Source organism: Maribacter huludaoensis (assembly GCF_029350945.1).
Classification (GTDB): Bacteria; Bacteroidota; Bacteroidia; order Flavobacteriales; family Flavobacteriaceae; genus Maribacter; species Maribacter huludaoensis.
Genome location: NZ_JARKMS010000002.1, coordinates 467900 through 485251, shown reverse-complemented (window position 1 = coordinate 485251; position 17352 = coordinate 467900). Strand labels below are relative to the sequence as shown.

The window sequence follows — 17352 nt, the reverse complement described above, 5'->3', positions numbered from 1 at the left end:
AAAATGGATCATAGTATTAAGGTATGCGTAATAGATGATGATGAAGTTTTTCAATACACTATATTTCATACGTTGAACGCACACAGGTCAGTAAGTGAGATCATACCATTTACGGATGGTGCAGAAGCAATGAGCTTTTTCTCCAAAAACATAAATAACCATAACCAATTGCCCGATGTTGTTTTTTTGGATGTTAATATGCCGGTTATGGACGGTTATCGGTTTATGGACGAGTACATAAAATTACTACCTAAAACCAGCAAAAAAATTACCATTTACATCTTATCATCTTCTGTAGACCTGGTAGATTTTGAAAAAACAAAAAATATAAAAGAAGTAACGGACTACATCGTTAAACCGATAAGGGACAACCAATTGACTAAAATTTTAGCAGAGTTGTAGTTTTTCCCAACCTACTCTTCTTGCAAATAAGCATCGTAACCACCTTCTAGATTAATTACGTTTTTAAAGCCTAACTCCTCTAACCTGGCTTGAGCTTTTAAGCTTCTACCACCTTTTTTACAATACACATAAATTATTTTGTTTTTATCTATGGATTGTACTTGCTGATTAAAGTCATGGGAAAACCAATCAATATTTACAGCACCTTCTATTGCCCCCTCTTCAAATTCTACAGGAGTCCTAACATCTATTAAAACTTCTGAAGATTGTTGATAACCTGCAAATTCCACAATTGGCTTAGACACTAACTGGCCGATCACAAATTGGGCGCTCATCAACAATACACAAAACAGTAAAATCCTCATAATAACAGTGTTTATACCCAAAAATAAATATAATAACCAAAATTCAATTACTTTTGAAGTGCAGAATATAAAATGGAAACAAACAACCTAAATCCAGACAAGTGGGTGGATCTCTATGCAGATTACCTGTTTAATTATGCCATTACAAGGGTAAGCGATGCCGAAATTGCTAAAGATCTTGTTCAAGATACTTTTATCGCAGGTCTAAAATCGGCTAAAAATTTTAAGGGTGATGCAGCCGAACGTACTTGGTTAATAGCAATTCTAAAACGCAAGGTCATAGACCACTACCGCAAAATAAATTCAAAAAAAGGCAAAGCGGAAGTACGTATGAGCTATAGTTCACAGACCGATGCAGAAGGTGATTGGTTAGAAGAACGTATTGCGGACCCCAACAGTAATTTTGAAAACGATGCTATTGAAAACGAAGAATTAGGCCTGGCCATACAACTTTGTATTTCTAAATTACCAAAAAAGCAAGCCCAAGTTTTTACCATGAAAACTATTGAAGGAATGGAAACTGAAGATATTTGTAATGCTTTAGGTATTAATGCGTCTAACCTTTGGGTAATGATACATAGAGCCAGAACGGGCTTAATGGGTTGTTTAAATCAAAATTGGTTTTAGTTATGATGATTTCATGTGAAAAGGCGGCAAATATTTGCGACAAAGCTCAATACGAAGAAGCTTCGGGTTGGGATAAATTAAAATTAAAGTTTCACTTACTTATTTGTAAAACCTGTGCCAAGCACAGCAAAGACAATACAAAATTAACTTCTCTATGTAATCAGGCAAGATTAGCTGTTTTAACAGATGAAGAGAAAAAGAAGATGAAAGAAAATTTTACGAAAGCTAAATAATATACTTCTTGCTAAGTAAAAAAACCAACCACCAAAATAATGGAATTGCTTCTACCCAAAAAGATGAAAAATATCTTTTTTGATCTAATTCTGTTTTATACAGCATTACCATTAAAATAATAAATACAATCGTTTTAACCGCTATGTAATTTAAATCTACATCTAATTTTAAGAATGTAAGGGTATAGAAGAAAATTGCCCACAAATATCCGATTACTATTGTTCTTTTAAACCCTACCCTTTGGGGCAATGTTTTAAGTGCCACATTATCATACTTTAGATCCCTAATTTCAAAAGGCACCAGTAACACCAATACAAAGAAAAATCGTTGTAACGTTTCTACTTTTATATTCCAAGAAATTTCATTTAACACAGAAATACTTGGCAAAACTACTGTAGCACCAGCCCAAACTGCCGCAACTATTAATATTTTTAATCCACTAAAGCTTCTAAAATTTTTATGCCTGGGCAGTACGGGCAACGCATAAAGACCAGTAATCGCAGCCAAAACAAATAATGAAATCAAAACCTTTTCCGACAGAAAAAATAATTGATACGCTGCTACCAAAAGGCATCCTAGACTAAAAAATTGAATATTTTTTTGATACGTATTGGCAACAAGAATATACTTTTCTGCCTCTACACCAAATTTTATAAAATTATAACAGCTAATAGACCCAAAAAAGATAAAACAGTAAAGTTCAAAAGGTACGTTAATGTTTAAGGTAAGGGCCGTAACATGAACCAAGCTAAATATCGCCAAAGCGACATGAATACTAGCGTCAAGGTAAAAATCAAAAATCTTTTTGATCATGGTCATTAAACAAAAGTAGTTAAAGTGTTTATAACCTTTTGTTTTGGTTAAAAACTTTCAGAATATGGACATCTTACGACACTAAATTAAACACATAAAAGTGGTAATTTTACAAGATATATAACAATAGTATCTATGAAGACTGACGTGTTTGCTTTGCGCCATATCGGCATTAGGGAAGAAGATTTAAATACCATGTACAACACGGTTGGTGTTGAAAATCTGGAACAACTTATTTTTGAGACCATACCAGAACATATAAGACTTAAAGAACCCCTAAAATTAGACCCACCAATGAGTGAGCATAAATTTCTTGCTCATACAGAAGCTTTATCCAGAAAAAATAAAGTTTTTAGAACCTATATTGGATTAGGGTATCATGAAAGCTTAACACCGTCAGTAATAAAAAGGAACATTCTTGAAAACCCAGGATGGTATACTGCATATACGCCTTACCAAGCTGAAATAGCCCAGGGTAGATTAGAAGCTTTATTAAATTTTCAAACTATTGTTTCCGACCTAACTGGCATGACTTTGGCCAATGCTTCTTTACTTGATGAAAGTACGGCAGCCGCAGAAGCCATGACCATGTTATTTGATGTTAGAAGTCGTGAACAAAAAAAGAATTCTATTTCTAAATTCTTTGTTTCAGAAGAAATATTACCACAAACGTTGTCACTACTAAAAACACGTTCTATTCCATTAGGAATTGAATTGGTAATAGGAAACCATGAGGAATTCAATTTCAGCTCTGATTTTTATGGTGCACTTTTACAATATCCCGGTAAACACGGTCAAGTTTACGACTATGCCGCATTTGTAGCTAAAGCAAAAGACAATGATATTAAGGTAGCCGTAGCCGCGGATATTATGAGCTTAGTTTTATTGACACCACCTGGAGAAATTGGAGTGGATGTTGTTGTGGGCACAACACAACGTTTTGGTATTCCACTTGGCTATGGTGGGCCCCATGCAGCATTCTTTGCCACAAAGGAAGAGTTTAAAAGAAACATCCCCGGCAGAATTATAGGGGTAACCAAGGATACCGATGGTAAGCCTGCTTTAAGAATGGCCTTACAGACCAGAGAGCAACATATTAAAAGGGACAAAGCAACTTCTAATATTTGTACCGCACAGGTATTGCTTGCCGTAATGGCAGGAATGTACGGAGTATATCATGGTCCTAAGGGATTAAAATACATAGCATCAAAAATTCATGCTACCGCAGTTACTTTGGTAGATGCCCTTGAAAATTTAGGTATTTACCAAACAAACTCAGCCTATTTCGATACCATAACGGTAAAAGCAGATGCTAAAAAAGTTCGCCCAATTGCAGAAGCAAATGAAGTGAATTTCTACTATGTTGACAATGACACTATTTCTATTGCGATCAATGAAGCTACTTCATTAAACGACCTAAATCAGATTGTATCCATATTCGCTGAAGCACTTGGTAAAACCTCGTCAGAAATAACAAGTTTATTAAGCACTACTTCAATTCCAAGTAATGTACAGCGCACAAGTTCTTTTATGGAAAACAAGGTATTTAATTCATATCATTCAGAGACTGAATTAATGCGTTACATCAAGAAACTTGAACGTAAAGATCTAGCGTTAAACCACAGTATGATTTCTTTAGGAAGTTGTACTATGAAATTAAATGCCGCCAGTGAAATGCTTCCTCTAAGTTCATCTAACTGGGGCAATATTCACCCATTTGTACCAGTAGAACAAGCTGAAGGGTACCAAACAATATTAAGAGAACTTGCAAAAGACCTTTCGGTTATTACAGGTTTTGCAGATACTTCATTGCAACCTAACTCTGGTGCACAAGGTGAATATGCAGGGTTGATGGTCATTAGGGCATACCACGAAGCTAGAGGAGACTCCGAAAGAAACATATGCTTGATCCCTTCTTCCGCGCATGGTACCAATCCGGCTTCCGCTGTAATGGCAGGAATGAAAGTTGTTGTAACCAAAACAGATGAAAAAGGAAATATTGATGTTGCAGATCTTGAGGAAAAAGCAAAATTACACTCAGATAAATTAGCTGCTTTGATGGTAACATACCCATCTACACATGGTGTATTTGAATCATCGATCAAACAGATTACAAAATTAATCCATGACCACGGCGGACAAGTCTATATGGATGGCGCAAATATGAACGCACAAGTAGGTTTAACAAACCCTGCAACTATTGGTGCAGACGTTTGTCACCTAAACCTTCACAAGACATTTGCCATTCCACACGGTGGTGGTGGCCCTGGCGTTGGCCCAATATGCGTTGCACCACAACTAGTACCGTTCTTACCAAGCCACCCGGTAATAAAAACGGGTGGCACAAATGCTATCACGGGCATATCAGCAGCACCTTGGGGAAGCTCATTGGTCTGCCTAATTTCTTATGGTTATATTAAAATGCTAGGAGAACAAGGTCTAACCCAATCTACAAAGATTGCAATTTTGAACGCCAATTACATTAAACATAAATTAGAAGGCAAGTTTGATGTTCTTTATACCGGTGAAAAAGGAAGAGCTGCCCATGAAATGATTCTGGACTGCAGACCATTCAAGAAAAATGGAATTGAAGTTACGGACATTGCAAAACGACTAATGGATTATGGTTTTCACGCACCAACAGTTTCTTTTCCCGTAGCAGGGACCGTTATGATAGAACCTACAGAAAGTGAAAATCTTGCAGAATTAGACAGATTCTGTGAAGCAATGATCTCTATTAGGGAAGAAATAGATGAATCTAATGCAGACGAGCCAAACAATGTTCTAAAAAACGCTCCACATACTTTAGAAATGGCCACTACAGATGATTGGCAATTTCCATACTCAAGACAAAAAGCAACTTTTCCGTTGCCGTACATAGCAGAAAACAAATTTTGGCCTTCTGTCCGTAGAGTTGATGATGCATATGGAGACCGTAATTTAATTTGTACTTGCGCACCTATTGAAGCGTATATGGAAACAGAATAATGGCAGAAACCCCATATATCAAAGCCTTTTCGACATTTCGAAAAGGCTTTTTTCATTTCTCCCTTTAAAATAAAATAGCTTGACCATCGTAAAATTAATTATGCATGCATAGAATATTTTTACAATTTGATTAAATTTCGGTTACAATTCAAAATTTAAAAATGAGCATTTCAATTACAGGAACAGGAAGTTATATTCCTGATTTAAAAATTTCTAACAAAGATTTTAATAAGCATAATTTTTTAAATTTAGACGGCACTTCTTTCAAACATAACAACGAAGTTATAATTGAGAAATTTAAGGCCATTACAGGTATTGAGGAAAGGCGATATGCCCCCAAAGAACATACGACTTCTAATTTGGCTTTTTTTGCCGCAGAGAAGGCTATCAAAAATGCTAATGTAGATAAAGAGACTATAGACTATATTATTGTAGCCCATAATTTTGGAGACCTAAAAGATGGCTATATACAAGGAGACACTTTACCAAGCCTGGCTACCAGGGTAAAACATCAATTACAGATAAAGAATCCTAAATGTGTTGCTTATGATTTAATTTTTGGCTGCCCAGGTTGGCTAGAAGGCATGATCCAGGCCAACGCGTTTATAAAAAGTGGCATAGCTAAAAAATGTTTGGTAATAGGTGCCGAAACCTTATCGAGAATCGTAGATGATTTTGATCGTGATTCTATGATCTATTCAGATGGCGCAGGTGCGGCAATTGTAGAAGAATCAAGTGACGGAGGCGAAATTATAGCACACGAGTCTGCTACGTTTGCGAACGACGAAGCAAACTTTCTGTTTTTTGGCAAATCCTATAACAAAGAGGACGATAAAAAAGCGTATTACATAAAAATGTTCGGTAGAAAAATATATGAATTTGCCGTTACCAATGTACCGCCCGCTATGGCTTCATGCCTAGATAAAAGTGGCGTTAAAATTGATGAAGTAAAGAAGATATTTATTCACCAAGCAAATGAAAAGATGGATGAGGCGATAGTAAAACGCTTCTACAAAATATATGGTAAAGAAATGCCCAAAGGCGTTATGCCAATGAGTATATCCAAGTTGGGCAACAGCTCTGTTGCAACCATACCTACATTATTTGACCTAGTAAAGGACGGTAAATTGGAAAATCAGGAAGTTAAAAAGGGAGATGTTGTTATCTTTGCTAGTGTTGGCGCCGGAATGAACGTCAATGCAATGGTATACAGAATCTAATCATGTACGAGAACACTTTTCCGAACAAACGCTATAAGCATACATTACAATTTTTACGTAAACATATAAACACTAATGAGTCTATTTTAGATTTAGGAGTGGAAAATCCGTTTACAAAAATAATGCGGCAATATGGTTACCAAGTAACCAATACCAACGGAGAAGATTTGGATTTTGATTTTAGTGCCGTAACAACTACGGACGCAGAAGTAATAACGGCATTTGAAATATTTGAACATCTATTAGCTCCGCTTCACCTTTTATCCAACACAAAATCTAAAAAGCTTGTAGCAAGTATTCCATTGAAACTTTGGTTTTCGCCCGCTTACAGAAGCAAAACCGATAAGTGGGATAGGCACTATCATGAATTTGAAGATTGGCAATTTAATTGGCTTCTGGAGAAAGCTGGTTGGGAGATACAAGATTCAATGAAATGGACAAATCCCGTAAAGCAAATTGGCTTTAGACCAATTTTAAGATTATTTACCCCTAGATATTATATTGTTTACGCGACCAGAAAATAAGAGACCACATTTAAAATGGATTACTACATAGTTATTCCTATACACAATGAAGAGGCTTTTCTAAAAAGTACTCTAGACTCTATTTTACAACAGACATTAGCCCCTAAAAAAGTTGTTCTAGTTAATGATAATTCTACAGACGACACTGAAAACATCATAAACTACTACTGTACAACAAACAGTCTGTTTCAAAAGCTGAACACAACTTCGTCTACACAACACATGCCGGGCAGCAAAGTCATTAATGCGTTTAATAAGGGATTAGAGTTATTAGATGACCATTATGATGTTATCGTAAAACTAGATGCAGATGTTATTTTACCTTCTAATTATTTTAAAGTAATATGTTCGCATTATCAACAAAATAAGAATTTAGGTATTTGTGGCGGATTCATTTATGAGCAAAATAATGCTGGAGAATGGATGCTGAACCACCCAATGGATAAAGACCATGTACGAGGAGCCATTAAAGCCTATTCTAAAGCTTGTTTTAAAGCCATAGGAGGACTGAAGAACGCAATGGGATGGGATACTGTAGATGAGCTCTTAGCAAGGTTTCATGGCTTTTCTATATATACCGAAGAAAACCTTCATGTAAAGCATTTAAGACCTACTGGAAAAGGATATAACGCAAGAGCAAAAAAACTACAAGGAAAGGCAATGTATGCTATGCGATATGGATTTGCAATTACATGTATAGCTTCCTTAAAAATGGCGATGAAAAATAAATCCATAAAGTCTTTTTGGAACAATATGCTTGGTTATACACAGGCCTTATTGAACGGCAGGGCATATTTAGTTACAAAAGAAGAGGGTAAATTTATAAGAAACCTACGATGGACGAATATCAAGAGAAAAATAATTGCATAAAAAAAGCCATCTGATAGATGGCTTTTTTTTATAATATGAGGTATCTATTAGAAACCTAATTGTTTTTTAACATCTGCCAAAAGGTCTTTTCCTTTCGCAACGATCAAACCACCACCAGCTTGTGCATCGATAACGTAATCAAATCCTTGCGCCGCTGCAACTTGTTCTATTGCCGCTTTAGCTTTTTCAGAAATTGGAGCGAACAACTCAGCTTGTTTCTTTTGAAATTCTTGTTGCGCTCTTTGCTGAGCTTCACCAATATTCTTCTCGTAACCTTGTAACTCTACCGCTCTTTTTTCGTTTTCTTCTTTAGATTTCGTAGCAGCTTCATTTTGGTATTGTGTGTACTTATTACGCAATTCCGTCATTGAACCTTCGATATCCGCATTGTACGTTTCTTGTAACTTTTTAAGCTCTGCTTCTGCAGCTTTCATCTCTGGCATTGCAGATAATAATTGAGTAACATCAATATGAGCTACTTTACTTTGGGCATTTACAAAACTTGTCGTTGCTACGAACAACAATAAGGCTACCACAATTTGTTTTACTTGTTTCATGAGTGTAATTTTAATTCAATTTTGAGTGTTAATTTACGGTCTATAGACCTATTTAAATAGTACCGTTATCATCTTTTTCGGTATCGCTATTTTCTTCTTTTTTATTTTCGCTTCTGTCTTTTAACTTTTCCTGTCTCTTGGCTTCTCTTTCCTCCAATAACTTTTTTCTTCTTTCTTCGTAAGCCCTCTTTCTTTCCTCGCGCAACTTTAGTTGCTCCGCTTTGGCATCAGCTGCACTTTTCTCCCTTGTCTCAGCAGCTTGTGCCGCTTTATCCAAACGCTCTTGTAAAGCCACGCTTACCACTTCTTCTTCCTCTTCACCTTCAAAATCATCTAATCTACTACGATCATCCGACTTTTTGGTGGGTTTACTAATTTTTCTTGTTCTAGCAATACCTCTTAGCACCAAATCACTAATATCGTGTCTTTTTTCGGAATACAACATTACAACATCCGCAGATTTATCAAAAATAAAATCATACTTTTTATTCGTGCCAATTTTCTGAACCTCATTGAACACTTGATCTTGTATAGGCTGTATCAACCTTCTTTTTTGCAACACTAAATCTCCTTGTGGTCCAAAACGATCTTGTTGGTATTCGATCATCTCACGTTCCAAAATTTGAATCTCCTCTTCGCGCTCCGCTATAAGTTCTGGAGTTAACAGTACTTTCTCCGCCATCAAATCTTTCTTCATCTGCTCTACCACACTTTGCTTCTGCTCCACTTCAACCTTCCAACGTTGTACTTTAGTTTCTAATTGCTGCGTAGCTTCTCTATACTCATCTACATTCTGTAATATGTAATCCATATCTACATATGCCATTCTTACCCCTCTTTGGGCAAAACCCTGAACAGTCATGAAGATGACCGAAACTATAAATAGAACTCTTGTTTTTGTACTCATTGTTAATGTCGTTTAATCCTATAGAAAATATCGTGCCAAAATTACTAAATCTATCATAATTAAAGGATTAGCATAAAGCACGAGTATAATAATTCAATGAAAATTAAAACTGTTGACCAATAATGAAGTGAGTTTGCCATCCGCTAGGTCCTTGTCCTATAGACTGTGGTCTAAGATCCTCATCGAACCCATAACCAAAATCAATACCCAACAAACCAAATGCTGGCATAAAGATTCGCAGCCCCACACCGGCCGATCGTTTTAATTCAAACGGATTAAAGTTCTGAAAATTGTTGAAAGAATTACCACCTTCTAAAAATGCAAGTCCATAAATAGACGCAGAAGGCTTTAATGTTAATGGATATCTTAACTCTAATGAGAATTTATTATAAATCAATGCCCCATCTACAGACCCATCATCGGAGTAAGGAGTAATTGCTTGGTTTTCATAACCTCTTAGCTGTACTACATCTCTACCATCAAGCGTAAAATTACCTAAACCATCTCCACCAACGTAAAATCTTTCAAAAGGCACATCACCAACAGCACTGTTATAGTTCCCTAAAAAGCCAAATTCGGCGTTACTACGTAATACTAGTTTATCAACAAGAGTAGTATACCAATCACCTTTGAACTTCACTTTATAATACTCTAACCATCTAAAGCGCTCTTGATCAATTTCTTCAAGCTTTGACTGTTCGGCACTAGTTCTATTGGCCGTTGCAATATCCTCAATTTCATTTGCCTGATTTTGCAATGATCTATAATCCTTATCACTGAACAATGACCATGGCGGAGTAAACTTAGCACTTATTTCAAAGTTAGAGCCACCTCTTGGGAATATACGACCACCTTGTGTAGCATTCCTAGAAATACCAAAAGTATACGCCAATGAATTTGCCCTACCGTCACCAAAGTTAAAAAGACCTATATTATAATTTCTGAAATCATACAACTGGTAACTAAGGGAGTGAGAAATGGTAAAGAAATCATCTGGCCATTGTACACGTTTTGCCAGACCTGCAGTTATACCTGTAATAGAAAACTGTTGATCTTTTCTTACATCAATATCACCGCTATTATCAAAAGAAGCTGCAAATTGTTGCGTTCTGGACATACTTAAATTGAAACGTACCGGCTTTTTACCTCCTAACCATGGCTCTGCAAAATTTAAGCTATAAACCCGGTAAGTTTGACTGGCCTGCAAACGTAATGCAAAGGTTTGACCGTCTCCCATTGGCACAGGCTTATATTTTTCACCCTTAAACAAGTTCTGAATAGAGAAGTTACTAAACGATAGACCTAAAGTACCGATGAAACCACCGCCACCATAACCACCTTGCAACTCTATTTGACTAGAACCAGACTCAACTAAATTCCATGCCAAATCCACAGTTCCTTCATTAGGGTTTGCGTTCAATACATCTGGTGTTATCTGTTCTGCATCAAAAAAGCCAAGTTGACCTAATTCACGAATGGTTCTGATAATATCGGCCTTGTTATACTTTTGACCAGGTCTAGTACGTAGCTCACGATAGATTACGTGATCATTGGTTTTATCGTTACCGGAAACGGTAACATGATCCAAGAAAGTCTCTTTACCTTCTATAATCCTAATTTCAAAATCAATAGTGTCATTTGCAGCTGATATCTCAACAGGGTTAATGGTAGAAAACAAGTATCCATTATTTTGATATAAACTGGTAACATCACTTGGATCAGGCTTAGAATTGTCCGCTATTCTTTCACGTAACAAAACACCGTTATAGGTATCACCCTTTTTAATACCTAAGACTTGATTTAATTGACGATCGGTATACACTGTATTACCAACAAAATCAATATTACCAAAGTAATACTTATCTCCCTCTTCAACTTTTATCTTTAAATCAATATTATTTTCATCGACCTTTATAATAGAGTCTGATAATACACGTGCATCACGGTATCCATTTTCAGCAAACTTATCTATTAACAGACCTAGGTCCTCCTCGTAATCCTCTTCAATATATTTTGACTTTTTCCAGAAACGACCTAATTTCTTCTTTTTAGTGTTCTTTAAGGCTTTACGTAACTTTTTGTCTGACAACTGTTCGTTACCTTCAAATATGATATCTCTAATTTTTACTTTATCACCTTTATTAACATTTACAACCATGTTACGGGTGTTAGTATCAAGCGTATCTTTAGAAGTGGCAATAGTAACATCGGCATTTAGATAGCCTTGTTTTTTATACTTATTGGCAATATAATTTTTAGAGTTAGAGATTAAACTTTCGGTAATTTTCTTTCCTTTTTTAAGATCTGTATCCTTAACTAAACCTTCAACTTTCCCTTTTTTAACTCCGTAAAACTTAACATTGGATAAGGTTGGACGCTCAATTATGTTCAATTCCAAAAAGACCGTGTTCTCTTCTATATTGGTTATAAAGATATCTATCTCGCTAAAAAGCTCTAGACCCCATAATTTTTTAATGACTTCACTAATCTGCTCCCCGGGCAATGTTATAGGCTGACCAACCCTTAGACCGGTATACGTTTTTACGGTTTGCTCATTATAACTTTGCAGTCCCGTAACATCTAAACCTCCTAAAATATAACTTTTACCATCCTCATAGGAAGGATCCTGTGCGGCGGCAATAAAAGTGATCAAAAATAAAAGGGTAGTTAAAAAGTGGTTCAATGATATGAACCTGGCCATATCTTTAAGTGAGTTGTTCGCTTGTTTTTCCAAATCTTCGTTCTCTGTTCTGGTAATTTTTTATGGCCTCAACTAAATGATGCTCTCTAAAATCAGGCCAATATACATCAATAAAATATAACTCTGCATACGCTATTTGCCATAATAAAAAATTGCTGATCCGATGTTCTCCACTAGTACGGATTAGCAAGTCTACGTCTGGCAAATCATGCGTGTAAAGATGGTTATTTATAATTTCTTGGTCAATGTTTTCAACTGAAATTATATTATTTTTAACTTTGGTACTTATCTCTTTCACCATAGATTGCAACTCTTCACGAGCTCCATAGCTTAACGCCAAAGTCAACGTCATGCCTGTATTTTGTTTGGTTTGATCCATAACCTCTACCAACTCTTTATAAGCTTTTGCAGGTAGTGCATCTATGTTGCCTATAGTATTTAGGCGTACATTATTTTTGTTAAAAGTTTTAAGTTCTTTCTTTAATGAAGACACCAATAAGCGCATAAGCGTCTGCACTTCTATCTTTGGCCTGTTCCAATTTTCTGTAGAAAATGTATACAAGGTAAGATATTCAACTTTTAGCTGAACACATTGTTCCACAACAATTCTAACGGTTTTTACCCCATGTTCGTGACCAAAAACTCTTAGTTTACCACGTTCTTTTGCCCATCTACCATTACCATCCATAATGATAGCAAGATGCTTAGGAACATTTAGTTTATCTATATCGTTTATATCACTCATCGTATAATTTACTCAAAACAATCCATACAAGGTTTCCTTCCAAAAGTGTAGGTTAAAGTTAAACCAGAAAACACATACCAGTCATCACTAAATATATTACCAAATTGGAATTCTTCAAAGTTAGAACCTTCAGGGTTACTACCATCCAAGTTATCCGTAAAAGTGTACCTAGCACCAATTTCGCCCCCAAAAATAAGAAACTGATTGATACGATACTTAAAACCTATGGTCATTGGCACAGCAAAACTTCCTTCTTTTTGGTTTATATCCTGTAATACACCACCATTAAAATACTGATAATCATACCTAAAATAGGTAAGTCCAGTATATAAATAAGGTGTAAAAGCAGGCCCAAGTTTATGTAAATTATATTCTACGAAATTAAATTCCAAACCTACAGAACCCTCAAAGATCGAGTTATCTATTACATAACCTCTTTGCTGTCTTGCCGTGGAACTAGATTTAGTATCATCTGCAGTAAACTTACCATAGGTTAAACTACCACGCCATGCATATCTTTTACTGATATTCCATTTAAACAAGCCGCCAAAAGCAATATTAGAAGGCAGCAAATAATCTGTTCTACCAACATCACTAATTGTATTGGCACCACCTGCAAAAATACCCACCTCATAAGTCTGCGCATGCAAACCTGACAATGAAAAAAGTAATATTAACAACGTTATATAACGCATAAAATAAATTTTACGATTATTGCAGATTTAATAATTAATACTGAAAATGCAATAAGTTTAAGTTCTCAAAAGATAAACAGCGATTAAGGACAATTATTGTTTAAATGTTTGGTCAATTTCGCCTATCCTCGCCCCATAGAAGCTTATTCCTTAAGGTCTTTAAAAAACTTTCTGAAGTATATTCTATCATTTTTATTGTGTAAGGAGCTTTACTAATAGTAATCTCCTCCCCATTTTCTAATGAAGCTATTCTTGAATCTAAAGAAACCAAGTGGTTTTCTTCCCTACCGGACACTTTTAAACGTATTACGGTATCATCTGAAATGACCAAAGGCCGCGCATTTAAATTATGTGGAGCAATTGGGGTCAACACCAAAGATTTAGCTGTAGGCACTATTACAGGACCACCACAACTTAAAGAATACCCAGTAGATCCCGTTGGGGTAGAAATAATTAAACCGTCTGCCCAATAAGATGTCAAATACTCATTATTTAAATAGGTCTCGACCGTTATCATAGAAGTAGTTTCTTTTCTACTTACGGTAATTTCGTTCAATGCAAAATTTAAATCACCAAACTCGGCATCCAATTTTTCAGTATTCAACTGAACCAAACTACGTTCTACTACCGTATATGCGCCTTGCTTGAATTCTTGAACAACTTTTCTAACATCTTCTTTTTTAAAGGTAGAAAGAAAACCTAGCCTCCCTGTATTGACACCTACAATAGGAATACCAAGGTCTTTTACAAAAGTAGTAGCTCTTAATATAGTACCGTCACCTCCAAAACTAACGAACATGTCAAAAGAAGCATTTAAACCTTCTGTCATTGTAAATACAGGAAAGTCTTGCGCATTACCCTTGGATTTATACAAATCGTAGAATTCCTTTTCTATATGAACAACCGCAGAAACCGTTTGTAACTCATCTAAAAGCTCTACGAGATATTCAATGGCATTATCTTGATAAGTTTGACCGTAAACTGCTACTTTCATATTATACATTAAGGTATTTATCCAAGTAATCCGATCTATTTTTTAGGTCCTCTAAAAACTCATCATCACTGTTGCCAAAAATAATATGGTAATTGTAACGCCTAAAGGTCTGCACCACTTTATTGTAATTATTGGCGGTAATTTTCAAGGTTACCTGAATAATGTCATTTTGCGTGTCTGTTATGAAACCACCATAAAGCTTAGCGTTGTTACTTTCTACTATCTGAGCAATTTCACTGAACGAATAATCCTTAAAACCTTTTGCAACCACCAAAATACTACCGGGATCGGTAAAGAAAGGCGTGTCAATAAACTCGGCAACAACATGTGTTAAGCAATAATAACCGGCTACCTCTTGTTTTTCATTAAGAACAGGAAGCAAATTGGCCTCGTTTCTAGCAAAAACCTCTAACACATCTAACCAATTGGTATCTCTACGGGCAAAAAAGTTTTGCAGCTCATACCTGAATTCATCAATTTTAGCATCAGCTAATAATCCATCGGCATCTATTTCAGAAAAAAGGCCCAAGAACCTCCCGTCTTCCAGAATAGCAATATGTGAATACGTTGTATCATGAAAAAACTGCAAGAGTTTCTCAACGGTATCGTTAATATCGAATACCGGTAAATTCGTAATGATATGTTCTTGAATATTCATAGACCTTTATATAACGCAAAATAACAATTAATAATATCAAAAGGCGTGCCTTATTTGTATTTTTGATACTCTTAAAAGGTAAATAAGACATAATGACAAAACTTAGCGTTAACGTAAACAAAATTGCAACTCTTAGAAATGCCCGTGGCGGCAATGTTCCAGATTTACTTAAGGTCTCTAAAGATTTAGAAAGTTTTGGAGCCCAAGGCATCACCATTCATCCCAGACCGGACGAACGCCATATTAGATACCAAGACGCCAGAGATTTAAAAAAAACCGTAACTACAGAATTCAATATCGAAGGCAATCCGGTTCCTAAATTCATTGAATTGGTTTTAGAGGTAAAACCAGAACAGGTTACACTAGTACCCGATGCTGTAGACGCCATTACTTCTAATGCTGGCTGGGACACGGTTAAAAACAAAGCATTTTTGACCGACGTTATCAAAACCTTTAAAGATGCAGGTATTCGCACTTCGATCTTTGTTGATCCAGACCCAAAAATGATAGAGGGCGCAAAAGCGGTTGGCACAGATAGAATAGAATTATACACAGAAAGTTACGCAACAGATTACGATAACAATAAAGAAGAAGCTATAAAACCATTCATTGAAGCCGCCATACGTGTCAACGAACTAGGCCTGGGCATTAACGCAGGTCATGACCTTAGCCTGAACAATATTCAATATTTTGCCAAAAATATTCCTAACTTACTAGAAGTATCTATTGGCCACGCTCTTATAAGCGAAGCACTGTATTTAGGCTTGGACAACGTAGTAAACATGTACTTACATAGGTTAAAATGAAACAGATATTACATTCGGTAATTTTAGGAGAAGGAAAACCACTGTGCATACTACACGGGTTTTTAGGCATGCTGGACAATTGGAAAACACTTGGCACATTGTATGCAGAAAATGGGTTTTGCGTACATTTGATCGACCAAAGAAATCATGGTAAAAGTTTTCATTCGCCAGATTTTGATTACGACATACTTGCAAATGATTTTCTAAATTATTTAGACGAACACAACATAGAAAATACCGCCTTAATTGGTCATTCTATGGGTGGCAAGACTGCAATGCAATTTGCATGCACTTACCCAGAGCGAGTAAATAAATTAATCATTGCGGATATAGCACCAAAGTATTACCCACCACATCATCAAGAAATAATTAACGGTTTAAACGCTATAGATACCACCAATTTAAAATCAAGAAAAGATGCCGATGAACAGTTAAAAAAACATCTTTCCAACCCGGGCATCAGACAATTTCTATTGAAAAATCTTCAAAGAAACGAAGACAAAAAACTTTGCTTTAAATTTAATTTAAAAGTACTGAGCAATAAGATGGAGGAAATTGGCGACAACATCAATAGCACGGATAGCTTTAATGGGCAGACCTTATTTTTAAGAGGAGATAAATCTGAATATGTTGCCAATAACGATTTTGAAATTATACATCGTCATTTCCCTAAAGCAACCGTTGAAACTATTGAAAATGCAGGACACTGGTTACATGCAGAAAATCCCAAACAATTCTTTGAAAAAACAATTACCTTTTTAAACCAAGAATAAAATATAACCATATAATACGATAAGCCATGAAATTAATTTTGAGAATTCTATTAAGCGCAGTAGCCGTAATCATTTTAGCCAACGTTTTGCCAAATGTTTCTGTAGACGGCTTTATTACCGCGGTAATCGTTGCAGTTGTTTTAAGTATTTTAAACTTGCTGGTAAAACCTATTTTGGTGATTTTAACGCTACCCGTAACCGTAATTACCTTCGGTCTTTTTCTATTGATCATTAACGCTATAATCATATTATTGGCAGACAAACTTATTGATGGGTTTGCGGTCGGCAACATTTGGTGGGCATTGATTTTTAGCCTCTTGCTCTCATTTTTGCAATCAATCTTTTTTACACTGTTAAAAGATGACAAGTCATAGTTGCTTGTGATTTGAAATTCAATACTTTAAAAAATTGGTGGACTTTGCAAAATATAGTATTTTTGCATCCCATTTTACACATGCAAATAGATATTAAGG

At 35.7% G+C, this 17352-nt stretch carries 19 protein-coding genes; 10 read left to right on the top strand and 9 right to left on the bottom strand.

The genetic code is table 11. From position 1 onward, the window contains the following. The first annotated feature begins 3 nt into the window (after nt 1–3). Entirely contained in the window at nt 4–402 is a 399-nt protein-coding gene (locus PXC01_RS07140; RefSeq protein WP_276471621.1) for a response regulator, read from the top strand. A gap of 11 nt (nt 403–413) precedes the next feature. Here the strand turns inward: PXC01_RS07140 and PXC01_RS07135 are convergent, their stop codons facing one another. Further along, nucleotides 414–767, bottom strand: coding sequence for a rhodanese-like domain-containing protein (locus PXC01_RS07135; RefSeq protein ID WP_276471620.1), 354 nt, complete (start codon nt 765–767; stop codon nt 414–416). A gap of 72 nt (nt 768–839) precedes the next feature. On the opposite strand from PXC01_RS07135, the gene PXC01_RS07130 reads away from it, so the two are divergent. Beyond that, complete coding sequence (locus PXC01_RS07130) at nt 840–1394, top strand: sigma-70 family RNA polymerase sigma factor (protein ID WP_276471619.1); 555 nt, start codon at nt 840–842, stop codon at nt 1392–1394. A 2-nt stretch (nt 1395–1396) separates the two neighbouring features. Further along, on the top strand, nt 1397–1627 hold the full coding sequence (locus PXC01_RS07125; RefSeq protein WP_338089453.1) for a hypothetical protein: 231 nt from the start codon (nt 1397–1399) through the stop codon (nt 1625–1627). Here PXC01_RS07125 and PXC01_RS07120 read toward each other — a convergent pair. Further along, nucleotides 1620–2441 carry a UbiA prenyltransferase family protein gene (locus PXC01_RS07120; protein WP_276471618.1) on the bottom strand — a complete coding sequence of 274 codons (822 nt, stop codon included), beginning with the start codon at nt 2439–2441 and terminating at the stop codon, nt 1620–1622. The two genes, PXC01_RS07125 and PXC01_RS07120, sit on opposite strands and share 8 nt — an antisense overlap. 135 nt (nt 2442–2576) lie before the next feature. Here PXC01_RS07120 and gcvP point away from each other — a divergent pair, with 135 nt between their 5' ends. From gcvP to PXC01_RS07100, 4 genes are all read left to right on the top strand, one after another. Then, nucleotides 2577–5429: an aminomethyl-transferring glycine dehydrogenase gene (gene gcvP / locus PXC01_RS07115; RefSeq protein WP_276471617.1), complete on the top strand. Its 2853-nt coding sequence runs from the start codon at nt 2577–2579 to the stop codon at nt 5427–5429. Nucleotides 5430–5590: 161 nt separating this feature from the next. Continuing rightward, on the top strand, nt 5591–6649 hold the full coding sequence (locus PXC01_RS07110) for a 3-oxoacyl-ACP synthase III family protein (RefSeq protein WP_276471616.1): 1059 nt from the start codon (nt 5591–5593) through the stop codon (nt 6647–6649). A 2-nt stretch (nt 6650–6651) separates the two neighbouring features. Continuing rightward, nucleotides 6652–7173 carry a class I SAM-dependent methyltransferase gene (locus PXC01_RS07105; protein ID WP_276471615.1) on the top strand — a complete coding sequence of 174 codons (522 nt, stop codon included), beginning with the start codon at nt 6652–6654 and terminating at the stop codon, nt 7171–7173. 15 nt (nt 7174–7188) lie between these two features. Continuing rightward, nucleotides 7189–8043, top strand: a complete 855-nt coding sequence (locus PXC01_RS07100) for a glycosyltransferase family 2 protein (protein WP_276471614.1) — start codon at nt 7189–7191, stop codon at nt 8041–8043. A 47-nt stretch (nt 8044–8090) separates the two neighbouring features. Here the strand turns inward: PXC01_RS07100 and PXC01_RS07095 are convergent, their stop codons facing one another. The 7 genes from PXC01_RS07095 to PXC01_RS07065 form a co-directional block, all read right to left on the bottom strand. Continuing rightward, nucleotides 8091–8600 (bottom strand): OmpH/Skp family outer membrane protein, encoded by a 510-nt coding sequence (locus PXC01_RS07095; RefSeq protein WP_276471613.1) that lies wholly within the window; start codon nt 8598–8600, stop codon nt 8091–8093. A gap of 52 nt (nt 8601–8652) precedes the next feature. After that, nucleotides 8653–9507: an OmpH/Skp family outer membrane protein gene (locus PXC01_RS07090; RefSeq protein ID WP_276471612.1), complete on the bottom strand. Its 855-nt coding sequence runs from the start codon at nt 9505–9507 to the stop codon at nt 8653–8655. Nucleotides 9508–9610: 103 nt separating this feature from the next. Continuing rightward, on the bottom strand, nt 9611–12208 hold the full coding sequence (locus PXC01_RS07085) for a BamA/OMP85 family outer membrane protein (RefSeq protein WP_276472121.1): 2598 nt from the start codon (nt 12206–12208) through the stop codon (nt 9611–9613). A gap of 4 nt (nt 12209–12212) precedes the next feature. Continuing rightward, nucleotides 12213–12953, bottom strand: coding sequence for an isoprenyl transferase (locus PXC01_RS07080; protein WP_276471611.1), 741 nt, complete (start codon nt 12951–12953; stop codon nt 12213–12215). Between the two features lie 8 nt (nt 12954–12961). Then, nucleotides 12962–13648: a type IX secretion system protein PorG gene (gene porG, locus PXC01_RS07075; protein WP_276471610.1), complete on the bottom strand. Its 687-nt coding sequence runs from the start codon at nt 13646–13648 to the stop codon at nt 12962–12964. 112 nt (nt 13649–13760) lie between these two features. Next, a complete protein-coding gene (locus PXC01_RS07070) occupies nt 13761–14642 on the bottom strand; it encodes an NAD kinase (RefSeq protein ID WP_276471609.1) in 882 nt (293 codons plus the stop codon). 1 nt (nt 14643) lies between these two features. After that, on the bottom strand, nt 14644–15300 hold the full coding sequence (locus tag PXC01_RS07065; RefSeq protein ID WP_276471608.1) for a CBS domain-containing protein: 657 nt from the start codon (nt 15298–15300) through the stop codon (nt 14644–14646). Between the two features lie 92 nt (nt 15301–15392). Here PXC01_RS07065 and PXC01_RS07060 point away from each other — a divergent pair, with 92 nt between their 5' ends. The 3 genes from PXC01_RS07060 to PXC01_RS07050 are packed head-to-tail and all read left to right on the top strand — an operon-like array spanning nt 15393 to nt 17253. Next, entirely contained in the window at nt 15393–16106 is a 714-nt protein-coding gene (locus tag PXC01_RS07060; RefSeq protein ID WP_276471607.1) for a pyridoxine 5'-phosphate synthase, read from the top strand. Further along, nucleotides 16103–16879 carry an alpha/beta fold hydrolase gene (locus tag PXC01_RS07055; RefSeq protein ID WP_276471606.1) on the top strand — a complete coding sequence of 259 codons (777 nt, stop codon included), beginning with the start codon at nt 16103–16105 and terminating at the stop codon, nt 16877–16879. The genes PXC01_RS07060 and PXC01_RS07055 overlap by 4 nt, the downstream gene beginning before the upstream one ends. A 26-nt stretch (nt 16880–16905) precedes the next feature. Next, on the top strand, nt 16906–17253 hold the full coding sequence (locus PXC01_RS07050) for a phage holin family protein (protein ID WP_276471605.1): 348 nt from the start codon (nt 16906–16908) through the stop codon (nt 17251–17253). Nucleotides 17254–17352: the final 99 nt, after the last annotated feature.